This is a genomic window from Aerococcus sp. UBA6277 (genome assembly GCF_002440555.1).
Lineage (GTDB): Bacteria > Bacillota > Bacilli > Lactobacillales > Aerococcaceae > Aerococcus.
The window spans coordinates 1-23,000 of sequence record NZ_DJUR01000028.1 but is presented as its reverse complement, the minus strand read 5'-3'; the positions used below and the strand labels follow the sequence as shown (position 1 = coordinate 23,000).

Here is a 23,000-nt window from a genome sequence, read left to right as displayed (position 1 = left end):
GTAGGAGGGGTCGGCCAAGTGTCGATCCTTTTCTTATCCCCAGAATTTAGGTAAGATAGAGGTAAGAAAAGCGGCATTTTAAATTGGAGGGTTAAAGATGAAAACAATGATTTTACTAGGTGAAGGTTACGAAGAAGTAGAAGCAATCACAGTTATTGATTACCTACGTCGAGCACAAATCCCAATAGATATCGTATCTATCAACGAAACGCTATCGACAATTGGTGACCATGGCATTGAGATTATGGCAGATAAGATGCTAGATGATATTGATGCTGACAGCTATGACATGGTCATTACGCCAGGTGGGCGCCCAGGTGCAGAAAAATTGGCCAATGATAAAAGAGTAACTGACTTGATTGCTAAACAAGTAGCGAACGATAAATACGTTTCGAGTATTTGTGCTTCACCAATCGCTCTTGAAGCAGCAGGCATCACAAAAGACTTGGAAGGAACATGCTACCCAGGCTTTGAAGACCAAGTACATTATAAAACGTTCCATGAAGATATTACCTACTACGATGAAAACCATAAAGTATTGACCTCACGTGGACCAGCCACAGCAGTTTATTTTGCTTTGGATATTATTCGAATTCTAAAAGGCGTTGCTAAAGCACAAGAGGTTGCTGATGGTTTATTATTACCAATAGTTGAAGAGAAAAAGGGGTAACGTATTATGGCTGACAAACCCCTGGTAAAAATGGTGCGGGGTTACCAAAAGCATATTTCCCCAATGTTTCCACCGACTTGCCGCTACTATCCATCGTGCTCAACTTATATGATTCAGGCAATCAATAAACATGGCACACTTAAGGGGGCAGCTATGGGTACAGCGCGTATTATTCGTTGTAACCCAATGGTGCCAGGGGGGCTAGATCCAGTACCAGACCATTTCACCTTACGTCGCAACCGTGAGGAAATGTCTGACGAAGACCGGGCATATTTGATTGCACAAATGGAGAAACATGACCACCATCATGAAGTAGAATAGTAGTAAAAGACGTGGCGAAAGATATTTTGCCACGTCTTTTTTTTGAAATTAAAATAGGAAGATAGCGGGAAATGATACTTAGCTTAAAAAGATTTGCCCTTTTTCAAAAAAGAGGTTTACCTTTACCTAAGGGCAGGCTTTATTATATATATTGAGAGGTGAGTAGGATGTATACAATAGGAGAATTAGCCGATTTGACTGGTGTGACAAGAAAAACTTTGCGCCACTATGACAAGATTGGTTTATTAGAACCACAGACTTTATCTGAGGCGGGTTACCGATTATATGGACAAGCAGAAGTCGATTTATTGCAACAAATTCTGTTCTTTAAAGAGATGGGTATCGCCTTGGCGGATATTCGAAGCTTGGTACACTCGCCAGATTACCAAGTGGTGGCGACATTAAACGCACATTTGACTTACCTTTCAAAGGAACGCCGTCGTATTGACCGGTTAATAGAGACGGTGCAGACAACGATAAAAGCACAAAGGGGCGAAATAATTATGTTAAATGAAGAAAAATTTGAAGTATTTAAACAATCATTAGTAGGTGAAAATGAAGCAACTTATGGTGAAGAAGTACGGAAGAAATATGGTGATGATCAAGTTGATGCTGCCAATGATCGTTTACTGGCGGTAGATCAAGAAACTTGGACATCGATTGAAGCGTTGACAGCAATACTTCATGAAAAGTTAGCTCAAGCAACTATAATCGGAGATGTTAACTCACCACTAGCTAAAGAGGTCTTCGAGTTACATAAAGAATGGCTGACATTCTACTGGCCAGAAGGTCAATATAGTGGAGAAATGCATATGACTATGGTGGATATGTATATGAGTGATGAGCGTTTTAAGGAGTACTATGAGAAGATTGCACCTGGGGCAACAGCGTTTTTGCAAGCAACTATCAAAAATCACCTAATATAAAAATATAGTCATAAAATCCTATTCTAAAAGTAGAAGAGAGAAAAAAGTCTTGTGGAAAGCGGGTGCCAATGAGTATTTTTAAACAATAAAGGGCTCGCGATAGTTTTATCACGACCCTAGTTTAATAGTGTTTATATAAATATATATTCTGTTAAAAGTACAAAAAACAGCGTATGTCGATGGCCATACGCTGTTTCATCTTAATAAGGGTGGTCACATTCCGATAAAACGTTTGTGTCACACCTTGTTTTTATTCTACGCCGAATTCTTTGCTTACTTGATATGCGATTCGTTTCGCGTAGTTGTATGCTTCTTCGTCGGTTTGTGCTTCTACCATAACACGTAATAGGTTTTCTGTTCCAGAAGGGCGTACTAAGATACGGCCATTGCCGGCCATTTCTGTGTTCACTTCATCAATAACTTGTTGTACCGTTGCAGAATTCATTGCTTCTGTTTTACCTTCACGTGTTACACGCACATTGATTAATTCTTGAGGGTAAGTTTTCATTTCACCGGCTAATTCAGATAATTTTTTACCTGAAGTTTTTAATACATGTAGTAATTGTACTGCTGATAAAAGGCCGTCACCTGTGTTGTTGTAGTCCATGAAGATGATATGACCTGATTGCTCTCCACCAAGGTTATATCCGTGTTCACGCATTTCTTCAACCACATAACGGTCACCAACTTTAGTTTGTGGTGCTTTCATGCCTGCATCTTCAACTGCTTTGTGGAAACCTAAGTTAGACATTACAGTTGACACGATTGTGTTGTCGTTTAATTTACCACGTTCGTTTAAGTATTTACCACAGATGAACATCATTTGGTCACCGTCTACTAGGTTACCTTCTTCGTCAACTGCTAAACAGCGGTCGCCGTCACCATCGAAGGCCACACCGACATCAGCACCTGTTTCTTTTACAAGGGCTTGTAATTTCTCTGTATGTGTTGAACCAACACCTTCGTTGATGTTGATACCATCTGGAGAAGTCGCCATTGTTGTAAAGTCAGTACCTAAGTCAGCGAATAAACGGTTAACTAATGGTGAAGTGGCACCGTTCGCGCCGTCAACTGCTACTTTAATACCTGATAAATCGCCAGAGATTGTTGATGCTAGGAATTCTAAGTATTTACCAACTGCACCTGGGTTAGCGATTACTGTCCCTAATCCTTCAGCTGATGGACGTGGTAAAGTATCTTCTTCTTGGTCTAATAATGCTTCGATTTCTTCCTCTTGAGCGTCAGACAATTTGAAGCCGTCAGAACCAAAGAATTTAATCCCATTGTCTGGTGCAGGGTTGTGGCTTGCTGAAATCATGACACCAGCAGTTGCACCGGTAGTACGAGTTAAATAAGATACAGCTGGAGTTGTAATAACGCCTAATTGTTGCACTTCAATCCCTACTGATAATAAACCAGCAGTTAAGGCTTGCTCTAATAATTGACCTGAGATACGTGTATCGCGGGCAACTAGAACACGCGGATGTTCCATTCCTTCTGGTGCATGTTGCATTAACACGTGACCACCAAAACGACCCAATTTAAATGCTAATTCTGGTGTTAATTCTTCATTCGCTAAACCGCGAACCCCATCAGTACCAAAATATTTTCTCATAATTTACTCCTTTGTTTTCGAAAGTGAATATCGATTTTGTCGTCGATTTCGTTATAGTATAACATTTAATGATTCATAATTAAAAATTAAAGATATGTTTCTTGCCTTGAAAAAAGGCAGTCTAGATTACACTGGTTAATACTAGGAAAAACTAGCTAAAAAAGCAAGTATTCCGTTAAAGACATTTGCGCTAGAAGAGCTAGAGACGCTTTCTGAGCTTGTTGAATTGATTTGGTCGGCTTGGACATTGCCGTTGCTATTTTGTAAGTTGTTACTGACGCCAGTCGTTACGCCAACTTCGCTTGTGCTTGAACTGGTGCTGTCGCTGATTTCGCTATCACTTGTCGTATCTTCTTCAATAGTGGATTCATTACCGCTAGTGCCACTTTCGCTACTCGTAGCACTTTCTTCGCTAGACTCGCTTGATGCGGTGTCTGAGCTGGTGCTATCCTCATCGCTTTCTGATGAGGCACTAGATGAGGCACTAGATGACGCGCTAGATGATGACGAAGACGAAGACTCGGTAGCGGTTGGCACCACTTGGACCCGAACGTTTGAAGGATCTGAACTCGTTACACCATCAGGTAGGACAATGGGCGCGTCTACAGTAGTTGTTGTTGTAATCCCTGATACATCAACGGTTGCAGACACGCTTTCAGTGTTATTGATGGTATCGTAGTCACCAGATAAAGTCGCGTTTTGGCTGTCTAAAATCGTTGCTTCATAGGTGTAGCCTTCGCGTTCGTTGGTGATATTGGCTTCAATAGGGACCGACACACCTTCAGGCGAAACTTGAACGGTCACGTCAACCTCACTTGGGTCGGTGTTGATATTCAAGATATCACCGTCCGCATTTTCTGTAATGACAGTGGCGGTTGTGGTGTAGTCTTCAGATAAGTTATCTGGAATATTTACGACTGTATAAACTTGGCTCACGCTTTCAATGTCAGATGTCGAACCAGTTAAGGTGACAGAATCTTGGCTTAAAGACACATCTGTAATTTCGTAACCATCCGCAACTGCAGATTCATTAGACATTTCCACTTGGACTGGATATTCAGTTGTTTGTAGCGAATCAATTGAAATATTGACGCTTGAAGGTGAAATCTCATAAGACACGGCTTCTGAAACATTTTCCAATTGTAATTGGATGTAATGAGACCCTTCGCCTAGATTGGTTAAGTCTTCTGTGATGACGCGGAAGTCATCGGCTTCAAGTGTTTGTTCGATTAAGTTTTTTGGTCCAGATAAACTGACAGAAACGCTATCTGGTAGACCAGTGACGTAATACGCATCCACGTTTCCATCTATATATACAGGCACGTTATAAATCGTTTCCGTTGTCGCTTCGCTGACGTTTTGAAAGAAAGTCACTGGGTTTTCCGAATACTGCTCAGCCTTCACATATACAAACATTAAGATAGATAAGAAGAGCGATAATATTAACAGGGCAATTCGATTGTTATAAAACTTATTGATCATCTGACTTGCCACCTCCTGTTAATTGGTTAAACCAGTTAGTTAAGAAGTTATCATTCGCTTCCTCATCAGTAGTGTTGATGAAATTGTCTGCTAGAATGGTGTACAACTCATCTTGACTAAGGTCGCGGGTAATCTCGCCACGTTCAGTAATTGAAACACCGCCTGTTTCTTCTGAGACGACGATAGTGATGGCATCTGTTACTTCACTTAAGCCGACAGCAGCTCGGTGTCTAGTCCCTAATTCTTTAGGAATCTCCGAGTTCTCTGAAAGTGGCAGGTAAGAAGCGGCAGAAGCAATTTCTAAATCTTGAATAATCACGGCACCATCATGTAGGGGCGTGTTTGGGATGAAAATGTTAATCAATAATTGAGATGAGATGGCTGAATCTAATCGAATCCCAGTAGCTGCGTATTCATTTAAAGGTTGCGAACGTTGAAGGGAAATCAAAGCACCAATCCGACGTTTACCCATGTACTCGCAAGCTTCAACTAAATCGCGCACCATTTTTTCGTTTGGATTGCGGGCCCCAGCCTCACGTTTACCAGCAAAGAATTGTTGTCCCAAATGATCTAATCCTCTTCTGATTTCAGGTTGGAATATGACAATTGCACCAACGACAGACCATTGGATAATATTGTTCATGATCCAATCTACCGTCTTCAACTGGAAGAGGGTGGAAATAATTTTAATCAGCAAGAAGATGAAAACCCCGTTCAAAATATTGAAGGCTTTCGTATTCTTTAGGATCTTCAAGAGCTGGTAGATAAACAACCAAACAATCAAAATATCAATTAGATTGAAAACATTCGTCCAAGAAATAATACCAGACCAATCTATTTGCATGCGTCTATCCTCCATTCTAAGTTTTCTCACTATAAAGTATACCATATCAGCCTTTTATCGATAGAAACTTAAGACACATTTCCCAAAAATGTTTATAATAGTAGAAACAAGTAAACTGGAGTGAAGGAGGAATGGCATGTTACTTGGACAATTGATTATGGATGCTGGGCAAGTGACCCGAAAGGCCTGCAAACGCCTATTGAAAGATGGCCATGTCACCGTTGACGGCCAAGTTGTCACACAATTCGCCACCGTTGTTGATCCCAGCTGGCAAGAAATTACCGTCGACCAAGTAGTAATTGATCACCATTTTGGCCATACATATTACTTGGTCCATAAACCCAAAGGCTACCTGTCAGCCAATAAAGACCAGACCCACCCAACGGTCATTGACCTGATTCAACCAGCAGATAATCCCGGCGATTTAGCAATTACCGGCCGTCTAGACCGCGATGCCCATGGACTTGTCTTCGTCACCAACAACGGCCAGCTCCATTACATCTTCCAACAACCCAAATTTGATATTCCAAAAACCTACCGCGTCAACGTGAATGGCCTTATTGATGGCAAAATGGTCGCACAATTTCAAGCTGGTATCATTTTTGAGGATGGGACGATCTGTAAAGCAGCAAGGCTTGAAATCATTTCGGCAAGCCCGCAATCCTCAACTGGTTTAGTCACGATTTCAGAGGGGCGCCGCCACCAAGTGAAGAAAATGTTCCTTGCTTGCGGGGTAAAAGTCACAGACTTATACCGACAAACAATTGGCGATTTAAGTATTGACGGCCTAGTGGAAGGGGGGTATCGCCGACTAAATGAAGCGGAAATCCAGTCACTCAAAAGCATCTTTCTTCTATATGATAAGCGTAAAGAAAGTTGAGGGAAAAAGGCGGTAAAATAAGATCAAAAAAATTTTTCAAAAAACTTTTGGCCAAACTGTTGAAATCTATAATATCTGATGCTATACTAATCAAGTACGATATTTTTGAGGCAAAAAATCTCAAGAATACTACCATATGGAGGGATAGCGAAGTGGCCAAACGCAGCGGACTGTAAATCCGTTCCTTCGGGTTCGAAGGTTCAAATCCTTCTCCCTCCATTACATTGGGATATAGCCAAGCGGTAAGGCAACAGACTTTGACTCTGTCATGCGTTGGTTCGAATCCAGCTATCCCAGTAATATAAACCAAGAAGACTAGGCGGTAGCCTGGTCTTTTTTATTGCTTTGAAATAAGTAAACACCCAATAGCCTATCTAAATATTTGTATTATTAGACATCAAAAAAGAATATTTCGCAATTATAATATGTCATGTTACAGAACGATTGCGATTTGACATGAATTTAAAATACTTATACAAAGGGTTTTTTAAAGTCTTTGTTTATTTGATTTATAATAAAAACGCATAATTTTTCAAATAATATGACATAGTTTGTGAAAATAATTGCTTTTAGCACTTTATATATATAATTTCACCTTTATAATGTTACAAAGTTGTTACAAATTTACATAAGGTTTTCAAAAACCCCAGATTTAATGTCAAGATAGTTAAGAGGCTTTAACAGATACCTGATTTACATGACTAAAAAAAAGGCCCGTGTTAAGATATTGCTTGTAGATGAGACAGGTGTTCTTTATCTAGAATATAGTCGCACAATAAAGATGCGGTAAATAGTGGGTCATCCACTAGATGGCAGCAGACAACTTAAAAAATAAAATTAAAAAGCAGTATTCTTATAAGGAGAGTATTAACACATGAAATTGAACAAAATTATCTTAGGTACGTCATTTGCATTAGCAGGTTTATTCGCTGCTACAAACAACAATAACGTAGAAGCAGCTACTTGGTCTGCTCGTACAGTTGCTGAAGTTTCGGCTGATTTAGAAGCTACAGACGATACAACTACTTCATACACTATCCAATACGGTGATACTTTAGCAGCTATCGCTCAAGCATCTGACGTAAGTGTAGATGCATTAGTTGCAATCAACGACATCCAAAACGCTAACGTAATCTTCCCAGGCACTAAACTTTCATTCACTAAAGATGAAACAACTGGTGAAGTTAACGAAGTAACAGTTGAAGATTCTGCATCAGAAGAAGCAACTACTTACGATGTAGCTGAAGAAGTAGTAACTGAAACAACTTACGAAGCACCAGCTGAAGAAACTTATGTAGCAGAAGAAACTACATACGAAGCACCAGCAGCTGAAACAACTGCTTCAACTACTTCATACTCTAGCAATTCAGCTAAAGAAATCATCGCTCAACGTGAGTCAGGTGGATCTTACACAGCTTACAACGCTGCGGGTGGTTACTACGGTCGTTACCAATTGAACCCAACATTAGTAGCTTACGGTGCATCTCCAGCAGAACAAGAAGCTGCAGCTGACAAATATGTTGCTGAACGTTACGGTTCATGGGAAGCTGCTTTAGCATTCTGGAACGCTAACGGTTGGTACTAAGATAAAGTTTCTTCTATATAGAAACCGTTATTTAAAATACAAACAAATGAGTCAGGTTTTTCCTGGCTCTTTTTTGTATTCTTGCAATCTAGTTAGCGGATAACCTATATATCTTCTTAAGAGAAGGTTAAATTATGGCCACGGACAGCTAAAAAGGTTGACAATAAGTTTTTGTATTTATAGAATGTAAAGAGCTATTACTTTTAATAAAATCTCAAACGTAATTTTTGAGATAGCGCCAGGCTTGCTTAGCAAGTGACGAGGACTGAATTAATCGAAATGTTCGGCGGATGATTCAGGGGTTGTACAATCCACAGGTGGGAAAAAAGTAAGGTAATCAATGATCTAGACCATCATCTTGCCTTATCAAATTACCGCCACGTACGTAGTAGCCAAATAAAAAAATGCGATAAGACACCTATCTGAATAGGGTCTAATTTTATGTCGCCTAATTAGGAGGAAACTGCAACATGTGTGGTATTGTAGGTTATATTGGAAATGGATCAGCTCAAGAGGTATTATTAAACGGTTTAGAGCGTTTAGAGTATCGTGGATATGATTCAGCGGGTGTATACGTTGTCGATGGAAATGGTCAAAACGGTCATTTATTCAGAGAAGAAGGACGTATCGCTAAACTACAAAGTGAAGTGGATATGTCATTAGATGCCCACACAGGGATTGGACACACACGTTGGGCAACACATGGCGAACCAAGTGTTCGTAATGCCCATCCACATCAATCATCAACAGGTCGTTTCACATTAGTACATAACGGTGTTATTGAAAACTACCGTGAAATGAAAGAAGATTTCTTATCTGACGTGACTTTCCACTCAGATACAGATACAGAAGTTGCTGTAAACTTAGTTGAGCACTTTGCATTAACAGAAGGTTTAGATGCAGAAACTGCATTCTTAAAAGCCTTAAACGTGATTGAAGGTTCATATGCATTTGCTTTAATCGACTCAGAACAACCAGGTGTTGTTTTTGCAGCGAAAAACAAATCACCTTTATTAATCGGTAAAGGAACTGACTTCAACACAATCGTTTCTGATGCAATGGCATCAATCGATTTAACTGACCAATACGTTGAAATTCATGACGGTGAAATGGTTATCTTAACTGAAGAAAACGTTACTATTAAAAACTTAGCTGGCGAAACAATCGAACGTGCACCATATACAGCACAATTAGATGCCAACGACTTAGATAAAGGGACATACCCTTACTACATGATTAAAGAAATTGATGAGCAACCAGCTGTAATGCGTCGTATTATCCAAGAGTACTCTGATGATAACAACGAATTAACAGTTGACCAAGAAATTATCGATGCGATTAACGCTAGCGACCGTATCTACATCATCGGTGCAGGTACTTCAATGCATGCAGGTTTAGTTGGTAAAAACATCATCGAAAAAATGGTTAACATTCCAGTTGAAGTTCATGTAGCATCTGAATTTGCTTACAACATGCCGGTGTTGAGTGAAAAACCATTCTTCATCTACTTAACACAATCTGGTGAAACTGCCGATAGTCGTCAAGTATTGGTTCAAACCAATAAATTAGACTATAAATCATTAACAATCACTAATGTGAAAGGTTCTACTTTATCACGTGAAGCTGATTACACATTATTATTACATGCAGGTCCAGAAATCGCTGTAGCATCTACTAAAGCATACACTGGTCAAATCGCAGTAATGGCTGTATTAGCTGAAGCTTTACGTCGTGACTTAGGGTTCGAAGCGCAATTTGACATGGAACATGAACTATCAATCATCGCCAACGCTATTCAAGTAATGATCGATGACAAAGATGAAATCCACGAGTTAGCAACTGAATTATTCACTGACAAGGCATCTGCCTTCTACATCGGCCGTGGTATCGACTACGAAGTAAGTCGTGAAGCTGCCTTGAAAGTCAAAGAGATTTCATATATTCAAGCTGAAGGTTTCGCTTCAGGTGAATTGAAACATGGTACAATCTCATTAATCGAAGATGGTACACCAGTAATCGGTGTAATCACACAAGAGAATACCGCTGCACACTCACGTGGTAATATTGAAGAAGTGCGTTCGCGCGGAGCGAATACATTAATCATCTCTATGGAAGGTTTAGACCGTGAAGGTGATGACATTGTCATACCTGCTGTAGAACCGTTGTTATCTGCACTTGTATCAGTCATTCCAACACAATTACTTGCATACTATGCCTCATTAGACCGCGGTTTAGATGTTGATAAGCCACGTAACCTAGCGAAATCAGTAACAGTAGAATAATAAACACTATCACAAATTACATTTTGTAGTTTTATAAAAAAGATTGATTATTTATAATAAAGTTCGTTCATTTAAAACAAAGTTTGATTATTTATAATAAAGTTTGATTAAAGCAACCTCAATGGGTATGATGTCCATAAGAGGTTGTTTTTTTGTTTTAAAATTAAAAATTAATAAAGAGGAGGGTGTATATGGCTAAAAGAAAACGTTCAAGTTCGTATGAGAAAAAAATGAAAGAGGGTTACGGTCAAGGTATCGGAATCGATTATAAACCATGGATAACTATTCAGGATGTACCTTCATTGGGAAGGGTTACTCGATTAAAAGGATATAAGATTCCAAGACAATTTGAATTTCTTTCAGATTTAGAACGAAATTACTTTTATTTATTAGAATATTCGGATTTAGTTGAAGATATTCAAGAACAATACCCTTTGCTACCAATTGAGGAAACGATTATTATTGCAAATGAATTAGGAATTAAACACCCCACAGACCTTAAAAGTGGAGAACCAATAGTGATGACAACAGATTTTTTAGTAACAACAAAGAACAATACAGAAGTTAAAAAGTTTGCTAGAACATTGAAATATAAAGATGAATTAATGGATAAACGTGTATTAGAAAAATTTGAAATAGAGCGTGTTTTTTGGGAAAGACAAGAAGTGGATTGGGGGATTGTAACAGAGTTAGAAGTACCCAAAGATATGGCACATAATATCGCGTTTATTCATGGTTATTCAAACCTTTCTGTCATTGAAGGATTCGAAAATATACTTGTTGAAGAATTAGAGGACATGAGTATTTATTTTATTAGGTTACTATTGGAAGCTAAGCAAACGATACGTCGAACTGCTTCTCACTTTGATCATCACTTTGGAATGAGTAGTGGTTGTGGCCTATCATTATTTAAACATTTGCTAATGACAAAGGTTATTGAAATAGATATGACGCAAAAATTAGATGTCAATCAGCAATTAAACATCAAATATGTAAGAGGAGATTTTTCCAAGAAGGTGGAAGCGATATGATTTTTTACAATCAGGTATATCAATATGTGGATAGAGAAGATCGAAATCGAATTCGAATTATTGAAGTGGATGAATTCGTTGCTTATTTTGTTGACTTAGACGGTGATACTGCTATGCCTAAAGCAATTAATTTAGCTGATTTAGAAAATGAAATTCAATCAAGCATTTTATTATTGGTTTCAGATCCATATTTAATGACTTACGTAGATAAGGATTTAACAGATATACAAAAAGAAAAACGTGACAAAGACTGGAATATTGTTTCGATAGGTTGGGATTTATATAAAAAAGAGTTACTAAATAAAAGACAACGTAATGCGATATTTGAAGAATTAGCTGAAAATAATAACGTATCAAAATTGAAAGTGAAACGCTCGTTTACACGTTTTTGGCAAAGAGGGTTAAATAAGAATGCTTTATTGCCAGATTATATACGTTCAGGTGCAAAAGGAAAAGAACGTCAATTGTCTGCGACAGCTAAAGTAGGAAGACCTAGAAGTTACTCATCTAAAGGTATTAATATTACTGAAGATATTAAACAGCAGTTTAGTCATGTTATTAAAAAATATTATCGACAGAAAGAACAGCTGACGCTTACTGATACTTATGAACATTTATTAAGAGAATTTTATTCGGATAAGTATTATGAAGGTGAAGTTTTAAAGTACAAGATATGGGATGATACACGCATCCCAACATATCACCAATTCTATTATTGGTTTAAAAAGTTTGAAGAACCTCAATTAGATTTTAGACTTCGTAATAGTTCAAAAGAGTATGAATTAAAACATAGACCTATATTGAGTCATTCTGCTCTTGAGACTGATGGACCAGGGACACGTTTTCAAGTAGATGCAACAATTGCAGATATTTATTTAGTTAGTTCATTTGATCGTAATTTAATAATAGGTAGACCAATAGTCTATGGGGTTGTTGATGTTTATTCAAGGTTATTAGTAGGGATTTATGTAGGGTTAGAGGGCCCTTCGTGGACGGGTGCAATGATGGCATTAGATAATATGGTGACTAACAAAGTTGACTTTTGTAAGGAGTACGGTATTGAAATTAATCAAAATCAATGGCCTGCTCATCATTTACCAGAAATTATTATCGCTGATAGAGGAGAGTTTGAAGGATATTCAGTTGAGAGCTTAATAAACAATCTGAATATAAAAATTGAAAACACATCACCATATCGTGGGGACTTAAAAGGGATTATTGAACGTCAATTTCGTACACTGAATGGAAAAATCAAACGAAAAGCACCGGGAGCTATACAAAAAGAATATCGAGAACGTGGCGATAGGGACTATCGTTTAGATGCTAGTCTTACTCTTGAAGAATTCACACAAATTATTATCCATTTAGTATTGAACCATAATCAAAAAAATATTGATAAATATCCTTTAGAAAAAGAAATGATAGTAGACCAAATTACAGCGACACCAATTAATTTATGGAGATGGGGTATAGCAAATAAAAAAGGAAGGTTGCAATCTGTAACTAATCGAAATCAATTTAGAATGAACTTACTGCCAAAAGCCAATGCTCGCATAACTAGAGCAGGAATTAAATTTAAAGGATTAGCATACGGTTCGGAAAAAGCATTAAACGAACAATGGTATTTAAAAATGAAAAATCAAAGTATTGAAATAGTCTATGATCCAAGGTCAATGAATCAAATTTATATACCACATAATGGTGGGAAAAGTTTTGATATATGCTATTTATTAGATACAAGTGTGCAATATAAAGATAACTCTTTGGACGAAGTTGAATTTTATAAACAACTTTTACAAGAAGTGAAATCTAATGAAAAAAATCAGCAATTAGAGAATACCGTTAATACAGATTCTGCAATTGAATTGATCATTAAAGAAGCAACTAACCAAAAGAAAAATACGCTTAATCTAAATCAAACAAAAGCAGAAAAACTTAAAAATATTAAAATAAATCGACAAGCAGAGAAATTAATGAATAGACAGGATGAAAAGTTTAATTTAGATGTCAGAAAAAAATCTGGAAAGGCGGAAGTTGTTAGTTTTAATAAAAAAGAAACTAATCATCATTCTAGTTCACGTTTGATGACAAAATTACGAAAGAAACGAGATGAGCAGCTTGGAAAAGATGACTAATGGAGTTTTAAAAGGCAACTTTGAAGAAGCTGAGTATAAAGAGCAAAAGCTGTCGGAATACAGTGAAAACCCCTTTATTGAGGCGCTTCCACCAATTTTCAGTGAAGATGATGTGATGGATCGATTTATGGTGACACCACGAATTACAAGGCAAGATAAGCAAAGTGCCACAAACATTCGCTATCATGTGCTTAAACGTATAAAGAACTTTATTCAACCTTTACCCATTCATTTTGAAGTAGAACGTCGTTTATCTACATTAATTCGTAGAGGCTATTTAGCTAGAAATCCTTTAGATAAAACATTTCTGGAACGCATTCGAGTTTTACATCAATTAAGAGAAAATGAAGAAGATGCCCATAAATATATAGACGAACGATTGAATTATATTCGTTCGACAGCAGATAGCTTATCTATTATCGGCATTTCAGGTATTGGAAAAACGACAGCTATTGAGCGATTATTGCTAATGTATCCACAAGTAATTAAGCATGAGAAATATGAAGAACAGCCATTCAATCGCACACAAATTGTCTGGCTGAAAATTGATTGTCCATATGACGGCAGCCTTTCCACACTTTGCAAAAGTTTCTTTAAAGCGATTGATGATTTATTAGGTACACGGTATTTAGAGAAATTTGGATATTTGAATCGAGTAACGTCAACGATGCTACTACATATGACCTCATTAGCTAGTATGTATGGGATTGGTGTATTGGTAATCGATGAAATTCAGCATTTATTGCATGCTAAAAATGATCAAGAAGAGATGCTTAATTTCTTCGTGACACTATCTAATACAGTTGGTATTCCTACAGTTCTGATAGGAACTTCTAAGGCTCAACAATTATTTAAAGGTAACTTTCGACAGGCTCGTCGCGCAGCTAGTGAAGGTTCGATTATTTGGGACCGCATGGGTGAGGATAGCGAGGAATGGGAATTCTTCTTAGAAACATTATGGGAATTACAATGCCTTAAAACGTATTCAGAGCTTACAGAGGACGTTAAAAAGACTTTCTATAGTGAATGCCAGGGAATTACTTCAGTTGCTGTTAATCTGTTCATATTAGCTCAAGAGAGAGCTTTATATGATGAATCGAATGAAGAAGAGCGATTGGATGTGAGAGTTTTGAAGAAAACTGCAAAAGAAGATATGAAGATTATTCAGCCAATGTTAAATGCTATTCGAAAAAATGATTTTAGGGCAATGTATCAGTACGAAGATATTATGATTAATTTAGATGAATTGATGCAAAGTCATAAGCAAAGTACTGAATACGAAGGTCGTATTAAAGAGGCAATGAAAGAGCGAAAAAATACGTTAGCATACAAGCGCCAAGAATTAATTGAAGGTTTGAGTGAAGAAGTTGCAGCAATTGGTATTTTTGATGTGTTAACTCCTAGGGATATTAAAGAAGCTACAAAGAAATTAGTAGAAAACTCACCGATAGAAACGGATTATAACCTACTGAAAATACAACTTATTCCTAATTTAATTGAGTTGAATGAGAAGGTTAAGGAGAAAAAAGTGAAGGTAGTATCTTCGGGTAAAGTATTACCACTATTAGATACTAGGGAGAAAGCATTGAAACAGAAAAGACATGTGTATGAAGGACTTAAAGAAGAAAATTATATAAAAAATCCAATGGTAGAATTTTTCGTAACTTTGGAGTGAGGAGTAGAATTTTTGATGGAATTTAAAAAACAATTTCCTGATTATTTAAATTATAAAAATGAAGAGTATTTAATGAATGTTGTAACAGAGGAATTACTTAGAGAAATTGCTCAAAGACTACCAAGGGTATATATTCAGCAAAAACAGGAAGACAGGTATTTAAATTTAGATAGAACTATTAAAAATGCTTGCGATGTAGTATCGATTTACACTAATAATGAAAAAACAAAAAATTGGGGATATGATTTTATTATTAGAGATTTTGAAGAGCAAGTTGTAGATTTTAAAATAGGTAAATTCCATAAATTTATGGATGCTATGAGTGAATTGGCGAAGAATGATAATGTTTTCGAAGTTTTAAATGATATTTTCGAAGATCATAATTTTGGTTACAAATTAACAAATGAATCTAAATATAACTGGTTATGTATTAATCCTAATGTTGGTGAGGTAGTGAATTTTGAAGAATTGATAATTACTACTTCAGAGCTTTGTAGACAAACAGCAGAACATATTAAACAAGCACGGGAACAACTGAATAGAGTGAATGAACTTAGAGCTAGAAAAGATGCTATACGTGATTGTTTATCGGCTATGGAAGCTTTAATGACTTATTTGACAGAAACGACGGATATTTCAGCAGCTGATAAAGCTATGAGAGATGATGAAGAGACATGGGGACAAGGTTTTATTATTAAAGAGGGCATTACTATGTGGAACATGTTTCATAATAAATATAAGGATATTAGGCATGGGAACAACTTTGATTTCAGTTTAATTAGTTATGAAGAAACTATTTATTTTATTGACAAACTTCTTGTTTATGTAAAGTATCTTTCTAGTAAAGTAACAAGTACTAATATTACTAAGAAAAGTAAAGAAGAGTTTCAGTTTTAATTAGAAATTTTTATTGAATATAGGAGGTAATTAAATGCTACCTTTCTTCACGAATCCATATCCAGATGAATTATTGTATTCAGCAATTGCACGTTATCATTTTTATAGTGGGAATCTTGATTGTAAAGATACATTAGAAGAGTTATTTGATAGTCGTTCTGTGATACCGAGTGTTGAGATTGGTAGCCATCTTACTAATTTAGTAGAGAAATTAGGACCTCAATATTCGGTAGAGTATTTATTAGCTAACCATACGATTTATCCTTATTACGCTTCTTTTTTATCGAAAGAAAGGCAACAAGAAATCTTTGAAGATGTAAAAGGCGATGGAAAAGGATTGTATGCCCGGTTAGGATTTGTTGCTGGAGGTATTTGCAGAAAAGACGGATTATATTATTGCTCAAAGTGTGCAAAAGCTGACGCTGAAAAATATGGTGAACCTTATATCCATCGAGAGCATCAACTAGAAGCGATTAATTATTGTTCACATCATGAAATAAAATTGCGAAAATATCCAATTCAAAGTGATAGTCGAATTGAGTATATTCGCTTTGAAATGAAACATATGAAATTCTCTGAATTAGAAGAAGTCGACCCGCACAAACCTATTTGTGTAGGACTAGCAAAGCTTGCTTACCAGTTGTTACAACTTCCATTACATCAATTAAATAGGTCGCAAATTAGAATAAAATATAATTCATTGCTACAAGAAAAAAATTTGATGACAGCAGGTAAACGTATTCGTCAAAAAGAGTTATATGAAGCATTTTCAGCATTTTATCCACAAGATTTTTTAAAACAATATGAGAGCAATCTTGATGAGGATTATGAATACAATTGGCTAAAAGTTTTATTACGTAATTCTAAGCGCCATGTACATCCATTTAGACACGTATTATTCCTGTACTTTATGAAACAAAATATTGAAACACTACAAGCTATCCCTAATTGTACGAGTGTATTTGGAGAAGGGCCATTTCCTTGTTTAAATAAGGCTGCATCTCATTACAGGGAATGTGTTATTTCGGAAGTAAAAGTGACAAAAGATTTTAATTCAAAAAATCTTATTGGTACATTCACATGTTCATGTGGATTTATTTATACAAGGAAACAGACCACTAATCGTTTTGAAATTGGTAAGGTGAAGCAGTTTGGTTATGTATGGCAACTGCGATTACACGAATTAAATAACGAAAATTTGAGTATTAGAGCCATGGCTCGGATGCTAGGTGTAGATTCAAAAACGGTTAAAAAATATTTGGGAGATCAGTTGGAATTGAATAAAGTGGAATGCAAGCAGTTACCCATAAGTAGACTACAAGAATGTAAACGACAGTGGCAAGAGCTACGAGTAATTTACCCACAGATATCGCGCACCGCTTTACGTGAGAAAAATAAAGCTGTGTATATGTATTTATATCGTCATGATAAAGAGTGGTTATTGTCTAACTGTCCTAAACTACAATATAAAGCCACTCCAAATATAAAAGTTGATTGGGCTAAGCGAGATCAACATTACGTACAACAAATTAAGTTGTTGCATAAAAAGATGTTGAAAGAAGAAAAGCCAATAAGGATTACTGTTTCTGCCATTGGTAGACGCTTAAGTATTCTAGCAAATTTACAATATCATCTCGCTAAATTACCACTAACAGAATCACTACTTAATCAAATCACAGAAACAGTCCGAGAATTTCAAATCAGACGCACATACAAAATAATAGATGAATTAATGATTGATGGTGCGCCAATTAAATTATGGCAAGTACAAAGAAAAGCAGGCATCAAGTCTCAGCAATTTAAAGAAATTAAACCAATCTTAGAAGCGTATATTCAGCATAGAAGGGATGTGTTAGAAGATGAGAAATCGCTCGGTTAAATTAAGTAATTGGCCATTTAAAAAGGGAGAGCATGCAAAATTGATTTGGATTAGCTCTCCTTTTTGGCATGAAAGAAAATTAATGATACATTGTTACTTTTTTGCTAATGGTAAAACAGAAAAGCTTTTATTAGATTGGGGGATGCTACCATTTTTAGCTATCCAACACTCATATGTAGATGGAATAGTTAGTGAAAGTATCACTCCTGCACCTACCGAAGAAATAGAAATAACGATTTATCCCGATCAAGTTAAATACTTTGAAAGTGAATGGAAGATTTTTAATACAGGAGAAAAGACTAAATCAACTGGTTTTAATTTTAAATATGGAAATCAGTATTATACGTTGCCACTAATTGAAAGTATTCGAAGTATTTTTGCACCCAATCGTTTTTTACTTTATCGTTTGCTAGAAATGAATAATTCTTTCTTAAATTATTTTATAGAAAGTCAGCGTGACGATCATCTTCATATTGATTTTCATTCTACTTATGAAAAGAAGTACACTAAAAAAGATTTTTTATTTCAATTGTTATGGATAATTACAAACTCTGATGTACGTAGTTTGTATATGAACATTGGCTATGAATTTGTAAATACGGGAAAGCTGAAATTCGAATGGATGATAGATCAACCGATTGTTATTAAAGTTGCTATTAAAAAAAGAGCGAGCAGTAATTTAATTCTAAGAATTCTTTCTGTGCGAAATAAAAAAATTCCGTATGCTAAGGTCTCTTTTACACATCCAGAATTCACAACGAAGGAGAAAAGCAGTGAAGCGAAGAAGTATACATTTTTGAAAAGCGATGTAGTAGATGAACCATATGAGCTGGACCATAAAGATGCAGGTGCTAGTGAAGAATTTGATCTGGTTTCAATAGATAATCAAGATCATAATTATACGAATTTACCACAACTAGAAAAATTGATGACTAGCACAAGTAAACTTAGAGAAGACCAGAATGAAGACACAAAACAATTCAGGGTAGAAGATACCAACAAGCGTACCGTCGCAGATACGGGAGGAAATAGTTTAATAAGAGGGATCGAACTAATTAGCGTACATGAAGCTTCAATGATGGGGGAACTAGGAGAGTTTATAAAAATATTAAACGAATTAAATGATTTTCCTGATGTTCAGACAGTCAGTGTGAAAATTGAAGAGTTACCAACTTTTGAAGACAGTAGAAAGTTTAGTTTCTTAGATGATGGAATCACGAGAAGAAAATATGCTTTAGGAAGTGTCCAACTCTTAAAGGGACATCATTATTTCATTTTGGAAATAGAACGTGAGTATAAATCCCTTTCGATGCTTATTTTAGAAGCACAACAGGGAATCCATTGGGATATTGTTATTGAGCAATTATTAGGGAATTTGATCAAAGATAATGGTGCATGGTTGAAAGAATCGTTGAAAGAGATTGAAGACAAAGGCATTACCATCCAGAAGGCGAAGCATAGTAAAAAAAATTATGAACATAGAGCCAAATTATTATTATCTAAAATCATCTAATTTTGTGTGCTGAAAAATTGATATAATAGGTATAGAAAATACATGGCTACAGGAGGATACAACATGGCTACAGCAAACTTAGGTTTTGAAGAAAAGTTATGGAAAATGGCAGATAAATTACGAGGGTCAATGGATTCTGGTGAATATAAAAATGTGGTATTAGGGTTATTATTTTTAAAATATGTGTCTGACGCATTTGAAGAAAAATATGCGGAGTTAAAAGGAGATGAGTGGGCGGACGAGGAAGACCGTGATGAATATGTCGCGGAGAATATATTCTTTGTACCGAAAGAAGCACGTTGGTCATTTATTAAAGATAATGCTAAAAAACCCGAAGTAGGTCAGTTAATTGATGCTGCGATGGTTGCAATTGAGAAAGAAAATCCATCATTAGTGGGGGTATTACCTAAATCATTTGCACGCCCGGAATTAGATAAAACACGTCTAGGTGAAACAATTGATTTATTTTCATTTAAAGTCGGTGATGAAGATAGTCGAGAAAAGGATGTTATCGGACGAGTATATGAATATTTCTTAAGTAACTTTGCGAGCGCAGAAGGAAAAAATGGCGGTGAATTCTATATATCATAAAAATAGATAATGTTCATAAATTAGAAAGAAAAACTGAACAATAAATTTGTTAAATACTAAACTGTATGATGTTTCACTCACTAATTAGCTGAGTGTTTTTTTAAATCAAATAAAAAACAAAGGGGGTTGCCATGAATATAGAAAATATGGTACAGGGCATAGTTTGGTTACTAATTATAATCTACTTTTTCAGAACTATGTTTAAGAAAGAAGAAGAGAAGGATATTCCTACATTATTAATAACAGGTGGATTGAGTATTTTTTCCACTGATATTGATTTTCTTTTAAATTTAGTCAATTCAGATAGTAAAGGATTCCGATATACAGATATTATCCAGTACGTTTTTGGTTTAACATTAATTGTTATAGGAAGCTTTATAAGCTATCGTGAAAAGAAGCAATATCATGTTTTTAATTTATTAGGTGAAAATAACAAAATAGAATTAATAAAAAATGATTTTAAAGTAAAAAATATTAAAACAGGAATTGTACGCGAACGTAGCATAGATTTTATGTTGTTATTAGAATCACAGAAAATGAATGAAAAAACTAATGAACTTATTAATAAGATTATTCGTAGAGAAACTGAAACCATTAACAATTATCCGGTTAAAGATAACATTTATCTGACTTCAATGGCTGCGATCCCTTATACTGTACTTTTTGGAACCTACTTAAGTAATAGAAGTAATATTAAGTATATAAATTATAATAGGCTTGAATCTGAATTTGAGTTATTACCTAATGAGATTAAGAAAAGAAAACGCTTAAATATAAATGTAGAAAAAGACTTTTGCGAATCTAGAACAAATAGTTCAAACGAGGTATTGGTTTCTATTTCAGGTACTTTTCATATTCATGAAACTGATTTATCAAAGTTTGATGTAACAAATCAAGTAAAGATATCTTTTGATAATATCATTGAAAACAATCTATCTAGTCAGCAAGAAATTGTTACTATCGCAAATGAGATAGTAAATGAGCTGATAAATATTTCTAAAAGATTTTCGAGTATCCATGTTGCAGCTGCTATTCCAGGGATGTTATCACTTGAGCTTGGAAGATGCATTAAAAATAGAGAAAATCAATTACAGCAGATAATTTTCTACCACTATATTGCTCAATATAATTCAAGATATAAGTATGGAATAGTTGTTAATGGAAATAATAAAGAAGAATTAATAAAGAAGGGTTAAGAGAGAGGGATTAGTTATGTACGATCTATCTGAAGAACTAATTAATTTTTATAATGAGCATGTCAAGCTACCGCAAGATAGAATAGATGAATTATTTGAAAAAAAAGACATAAATATCTCTAGACTGGAAAAAGGATTAGAAAAATATAATGAAAAAAATAATACTTCTTATGTCGTTAAAGAGTCGTACGTTCAAGGTAGTGTGGGGATGGGAACAGTGACCCAAAATGAAGAGAAAGATTATGATATTGATGTTGGAATTTTAGTTGACGGAAATGGCTTAGATTCTATTGGCAGCGATAAAATAAAAAATGTTATATTGAGTGCTTTTAATCAACAAAATTTAAACTTTAAAACTCCTCCTGAAAAACATACCAACTGTATTAGGTTTACATATTATGATGGGTATCAAATTGATTTTGCTGTTTATAGAGACATAGATGTAGTGGAACACGCAGGAAGTGTGTGGAGAGAAAGAAGCCCTGAAGCAATCCAAAGTTGGTTTGATACACAAAAATTATATAAAGGTAACAGTTTGCCAGTAATTATCAAACTAATTAAAATTTTCAATAGATCAAGAGGTCATTGGAAAATGCCAGGAGGACTAATCACGACTATATTAGTTGAAGAATCATTAGCCACTGAACATAATACATTGGATAAAATCCTGTATTATACAATTGAAAATATCATCAATAGATTAGATATTGATGGAAATATTACAAGTCCGGTATATCCATACCAATCAATTCTGTATAATGAAAAAGATAAACAAAAAGTGGAATCGTTAAAAAAAAGATTAAAATCACATAAAGAAAAGCTAGAGATACTTAATAATCCTAATTGTACTAGATTGGATGCAATTGAAGCCTGGCAAACTCTTTTTAATCATACTTTTTGGGATAAATTATACTCAGAAGAAGAACAGAAAGTGAACGATAGCTCAAAAGTGGAGAATTATAGAGAACAGTACATCGAAGAATTATTTCCAGTTCTCTTAAAGTATCCCCTAGAAATTGATGCAAGTATTGAAATATCAGGATTCCGACCTAGTACTTTGTCAAATATTTTAAAAAAGAGACACTTTATACCTAAAAATAAGGAAATTAAATTTTTTATTCAGTCAATTGCGGTGCCAAAACCATATGATATTTACTGGAAAGTTAGAAATGTTGGCCCAAAAGCATATGAGCGAAATCAAATAAGGGGACAGATTTTTAAAACAAATAACAATACTCAAACGGAGACTTCTGATTTTAGAGGGAAACATTTTGTGGAATGTTATATTGTAAAAGATGGGGTTTGCATAGCTAGAGATCGAATTTATGTTCCTATTTGATACATTTTTCAATTAAAGAAAATTATAAAATACTATTAAATATTATATATATACCTGAATAATTCATAGTTTTTCTTTTAACGCTAACTAATGTTGATTTAACAAACTTTAACTCCGTCTTGTCCATCACCCATTAGGT

General features: G+C 35.4%; 17 protein-coding genes, 2 tRNA genes and 1 pseudogene. 17 read left to right on the top strand and 3 right to left on the bottom strand.

Annotated elements, in window-relative coordinates; translation table 11 throughout:
• Nucleotides 1–97: 97 nt before the first annotated feature.
• From B2V22_RS04950 to B2V22_RS04940, 3 genes are all read left to right on the top strand, one after another.
• Entirely contained in the window at nucleotides 98–670 is a 573-nt protein-coding gene (locus B2V22_RS04950; protein ID WP_290490857.1) for a DJ-1 family glyoxalase III, read from the top strand.
• A gap of 6 nt (nucleotides 671–676) precedes the next feature.
• Nucleotides 677–991, top strand: a complete 315-nt coding sequence (gene yidD, locus B2V22_RS04945) for a membrane protein insertion efficiency factor YidD (protein WP_290490856.1) — start codon at nucleotides 677–679, stop codon at nucleotides 989–991.
• Nucleotides 992–1,158: 167 nt separating this feature from the next.
• Complete coding sequence (locus tag B2V22_RS04940) at nucleotides 1,159–1,917, top strand: MerR family transcriptional regulator (protein ID WP_290490855.1); 759 nt, start codon at nucleotides 1,159–1,161, stop codon at nucleotides 1,915–1,917.
• Between the two features lie 250 nt (nucleotides 1,918–2,167).
• Here B2V22_RS04940 and glmM read toward each other — a convergent pair whose 3' ends face one another.
• The 3 genes from glmM to cdaA all read right to left on the bottom strand — a co-directional run bounded on the left by glmM (nucleotide 2,168) and on the right by cdaA (nucleotide 5,858).
• The gene (glmM, locus tag B2V22_RS04935; protein WP_290490854.1) at nucleotides 2,168–3,532 is read right to left on the bottom strand and encodes a phosphoglucosamine mutase; all 1,365 of its coding nucleotides are present in this window, start codon (nucleotides 3,530–3,532) and stop codon (nucleotides 2,168–2,170) included.
• Nucleotides 3,533–3,673: 141 nt separating this feature from the next.
• A complete protein-coding gene (locus B2V22_RS04930; RefSeq protein WP_290490853.1) occupies nucleotides 3,674–5,014 on the bottom strand; it encodes a CdaR family protein in 1,341 nt (446 codons plus the stop codon).
• Nucleotides 5,004–5,858 carry a diadenylate cyclase CdaA gene (gene cdaA / locus B2V22_RS04925; protein ID WP_016897342.1) on the bottom strand — a complete coding sequence of 285 codons (855 nt, stop codon included), beginning with the start codon at nucleotides 5,856–5,858 and terminating at the stop codon, nucleotides 5,004–5,006. Before cdaA ends, B2V22_RS04930 begins: the two co-directional genes overlap by 11 nt.
• 136 nt (nucleotides 5,859–5,994) lie before the next feature.
• Here cdaA and B2V22_RS04920 point away from each other — a divergent pair, with 136 nt between their 5' ends.
• The 14 genes and pseudogenes from B2V22_RS04920 (at nucleotide 5,995) to B2V22_RS04855 (ending at nucleotide 22,861) form a co-directional block, all read left to right on the top strand.
• On the top strand, nucleotides 5,995–6,738 hold the full coding sequence (locus tag B2V22_RS04920) for a pseudouridine synthase (protein WP_290490852.1): 744 nt from the start codon (nucleotides 5,995–5,997) through the stop codon (nucleotides 6,736–6,738).
• Between the two features lie 138 nt (nucleotides 6,739–6,876).
• A tRNA-Tyr gene (locus B2V22_RS04915) sits at nucleotides 6,877–6,957 on the top strand.
• A gap of 6 nt (nucleotides 6,958–6,963) precedes the next feature.
• Nucleotides 6,964–7,035 (top strand) — tRNA-Gln (locus B2V22_RS04910).
• A 577-nt stretch (nucleotides 7,036–7,612) separates the two neighbouring features.
• The gene (locus tag B2V22_RS04905) at nucleotides 7,613–8,323 is read left to right on the top strand and encodes a LysM peptidoglycan-binding domain-containing protein (protein ID WP_290490851.1); all 711 of its coding nucleotides are present in this window, start codon (nucleotides 7,613–7,615) and stop codon (nucleotides 8,321–8,323) included.
• Nucleotides 8,324–8,793: 470 nt separating this feature from the next.
• Nucleotides 8,794–10,605 (top strand): glutamine--fructose-6-phosphate transaminase (isomerizing), encoded by a 1,812-nt coding sequence (glmS, locus tag B2V22_RS04900; protein ID WP_290490850.1) that lies wholly within the window; start codon nucleotides 8,794–8,796, stop codon nucleotides 10,603–10,605.
• Nucleotides 10,606–10,796: 191 nt separating this feature from the next.
• The gene (locus B2V22_RS04895; protein ID WP_290490849.1) at nucleotides 10,797–11,636 is read left to right on the top strand and encodes a TnsA endonuclease N-terminal domain-containing protein; all 840 of its coding nucleotides are present in this window, start codon (nucleotides 10,797–10,799) and stop codon (nucleotides 11,634–11,636) included.
• Nucleotides 11,633–13,771 carry a Mu transposase C-terminal domain-containing protein gene (locus B2V22_RS04890; protein WP_290490848.1) on the top strand — a complete coding sequence of 713 codons (2,139 nt, stop codon included), beginning with the start codon at nucleotides 11,633–11,635 and terminating at the stop codon, nucleotides 13,769–13,771. The genes B2V22_RS04895 and B2V22_RS04890 overlap by 4 nt, the downstream gene beginning before the upstream one ends.
• Complete coding sequence (locus tag B2V22_RS04885) at nucleotides 13,764–15,446, top strand: ATP-binding protein (RefSeq protein ID WP_290490871.1); 1,683 nt, start codon at nucleotides 13,764–13,766, stop codon at nucleotides 15,444–15,446. The genes B2V22_RS04890 and B2V22_RS04885 overlap by 8 nt, the downstream gene beginning before the upstream one ends.
• Before the next feature lie 15 nt (nucleotides 15,447–15,461).
• Nucleotides 15,462–16,343, top strand: a complete 882-nt coding sequence (locus tag B2V22_RS04880; RefSeq protein WP_290490847.1) for a hypothetical protein — start codon at nucleotides 15,462–15,464, stop codon at nucleotides 16,341–16,343.
• 34 nt (nucleotides 16,344–16,377) lie between these two features.
• Nucleotides 16,378–18,222 carry a TnsD family transposase gene (locus tag B2V22_RS04875; RefSeq protein WP_290490846.1) on the top strand — a complete coding sequence of 615 codons (1,845 nt, stop codon included), beginning with the start codon at nucleotides 16,378–16,380 and terminating at the stop codon, nucleotides 18,220–18,222.
• Nucleotides 18,203–19,735, top strand: a complete 1,533-nt coding sequence (locus tag B2V22_RS04870) for a Tn7-like element transposition protein TnsE (protein ID WP_290490845.1) — start codon at nucleotides 18,203–18,205, stop codon at nucleotides 19,733–19,735. Before B2V22_RS04875 ends, B2V22_RS04870 begins: the two co-directional genes overlap by 20 nt.
• A 63-nt stretch (nucleotides 19,736–19,798) precedes the next feature.
• Nucleotides 19,799–20,317, top strand: a pseudogene (locus B2V22_RS04865) (type I restriction-modification system subunit M N-terminal domain-containing protein); the annotation flags it as partial.
• Nucleotides 20,318–20,457: 140 nt separating this feature from the next.
• Nucleotides 20,458–21,522 carry an SAVED domain-containing protein gene (locus tag B2V22_RS04860; protein ID WP_102199212.1) on the top strand — a complete coding sequence of 355 codons (1,065 nt, stop codon included), beginning with the start codon at nucleotides 20,458–20,460 and terminating at the stop codon, nucleotides 21,520–21,522.
• 16 nt (nucleotides 21,523–21,538) lie between these two features.
• On the top strand, nucleotides 21,539–22,861 hold the full coding sequence (locus B2V22_RS04855; RefSeq protein WP_102199211.1) for a nucleotide-binding domain-containing protein: 1,323 nt from the start codon (nucleotides 21,539–21,541) through the stop codon (nucleotides 22,859–22,861).
• The last annotated feature ends 139 nt before the right edge of the window (nucleotides 22,862–23,000 follow it).

Coding starts and splice junctions, on each gene's coding strand:
- B2V22_RS04940 (WP_290490855.1), top strand. CDS start 1,159: ATGTATACAATAGGAGAATTAGCCGATTTGACTGGTGTGACAAGAAAA.
- glmM (WP_290490854.1), bottom strand. CDS start 3,532: ATGAGAAAATATTTTGGTACTGATGGGGTTCGCGGTTTAGCGAATGAA.
- B2V22_RS04855 (WP_102199211.1), top strand. CDS start 21,539: ATGTACGATCTATCTGAAGAACTAATTAATTTTTATAATGAGCATGTC.
- cdaA (WP_016897342.1), bottom strand. CDS start 5,858: ATGCAAATAGATTGGTCTGGTATTATTTCTTGGACGAATGTTTTCAAT.
- B2V22_RS04870 (WP_290490845.1), top strand. CDS start 18,203: ATGAGAAATCGCTCGGTTAAATTAAGTAATTGGCCATTTAAAAAGGGA.
- B2V22_RS04950 (WP_290490857.1), top strand. CDS start 98: ATGAAAACAATGATTTTACTAGGTGAAGGTTACGAAGAAGTAGAAGCA.
- B2V22_RS04920 (WP_290490852.1), top strand. CDS start 5,995: ATGTTACTTGGACAATTGATTATGGATGCTGGGCAAGTGACCCGAAAG.
- glmS (WP_290490850.1), top strand. CDS start 8,794: ATGTGTGGTATTGTAGGTTATATTGGAAATGGATCAGCTCAAGAGGTA.
- B2V22_RS04895 (WP_290490849.1), top strand. CDS start 10,797: ATGGCTAAAAGAAAACGTTCAAGTTCGTATGAGAAAAAAATGAAAGAG.
- B2V22_RS04880 (WP_290490847.1), top strand. CDS start 15,462: ATGGAATTTAAAAAACAATTTCCTGATTATTTAAATTATAAAAATGAA.
- B2V22_RS04890 (WP_290490848.1), top strand. CDS start 11,633: ATGATTTTTTACAATCAGGTATATCAATATGTGGATAGAGAAGATCGA.
- B2V22_RS04930 (WP_290490853.1), bottom strand. CDS start 5,014: ATGATCAATAAGTTTTATAACAATCGAATTGCCCTGTTAATATTATCG.
- yidD (WP_290490856.1), top strand. CDS start 677: ATGGCTGACAAACCCCTGGTAAAAATGGTGCGGGGTTACCAAAAGCAT.
- B2V22_RS04885 (WP_290490871.1), top strand. CDS start 13,764: ATGACTAATGGAGTTTTAAAAGGCAACTTTGAAGAAGCTGAGTATAAA.
- B2V22_RS04905 (WP_290490851.1), top strand. CDS start 7,613: ATGAAATTGAACAAAATTATCTTAGGTACGTCATTTGCATTAGCAGGT.
- B2V22_RS04875 (WP_290490846.1), top strand. CDS start 16,378: ATGCTACCTTTCTTCACGAATCCATATCCAGATGAATTATTGTATTCA.
- B2V22_RS04860 (WP_102199212.1), top strand. CDS start 20,458: ATGAATATAGAAAATATGGTACAGGGCATAGTTTGGTTACTAATTATA.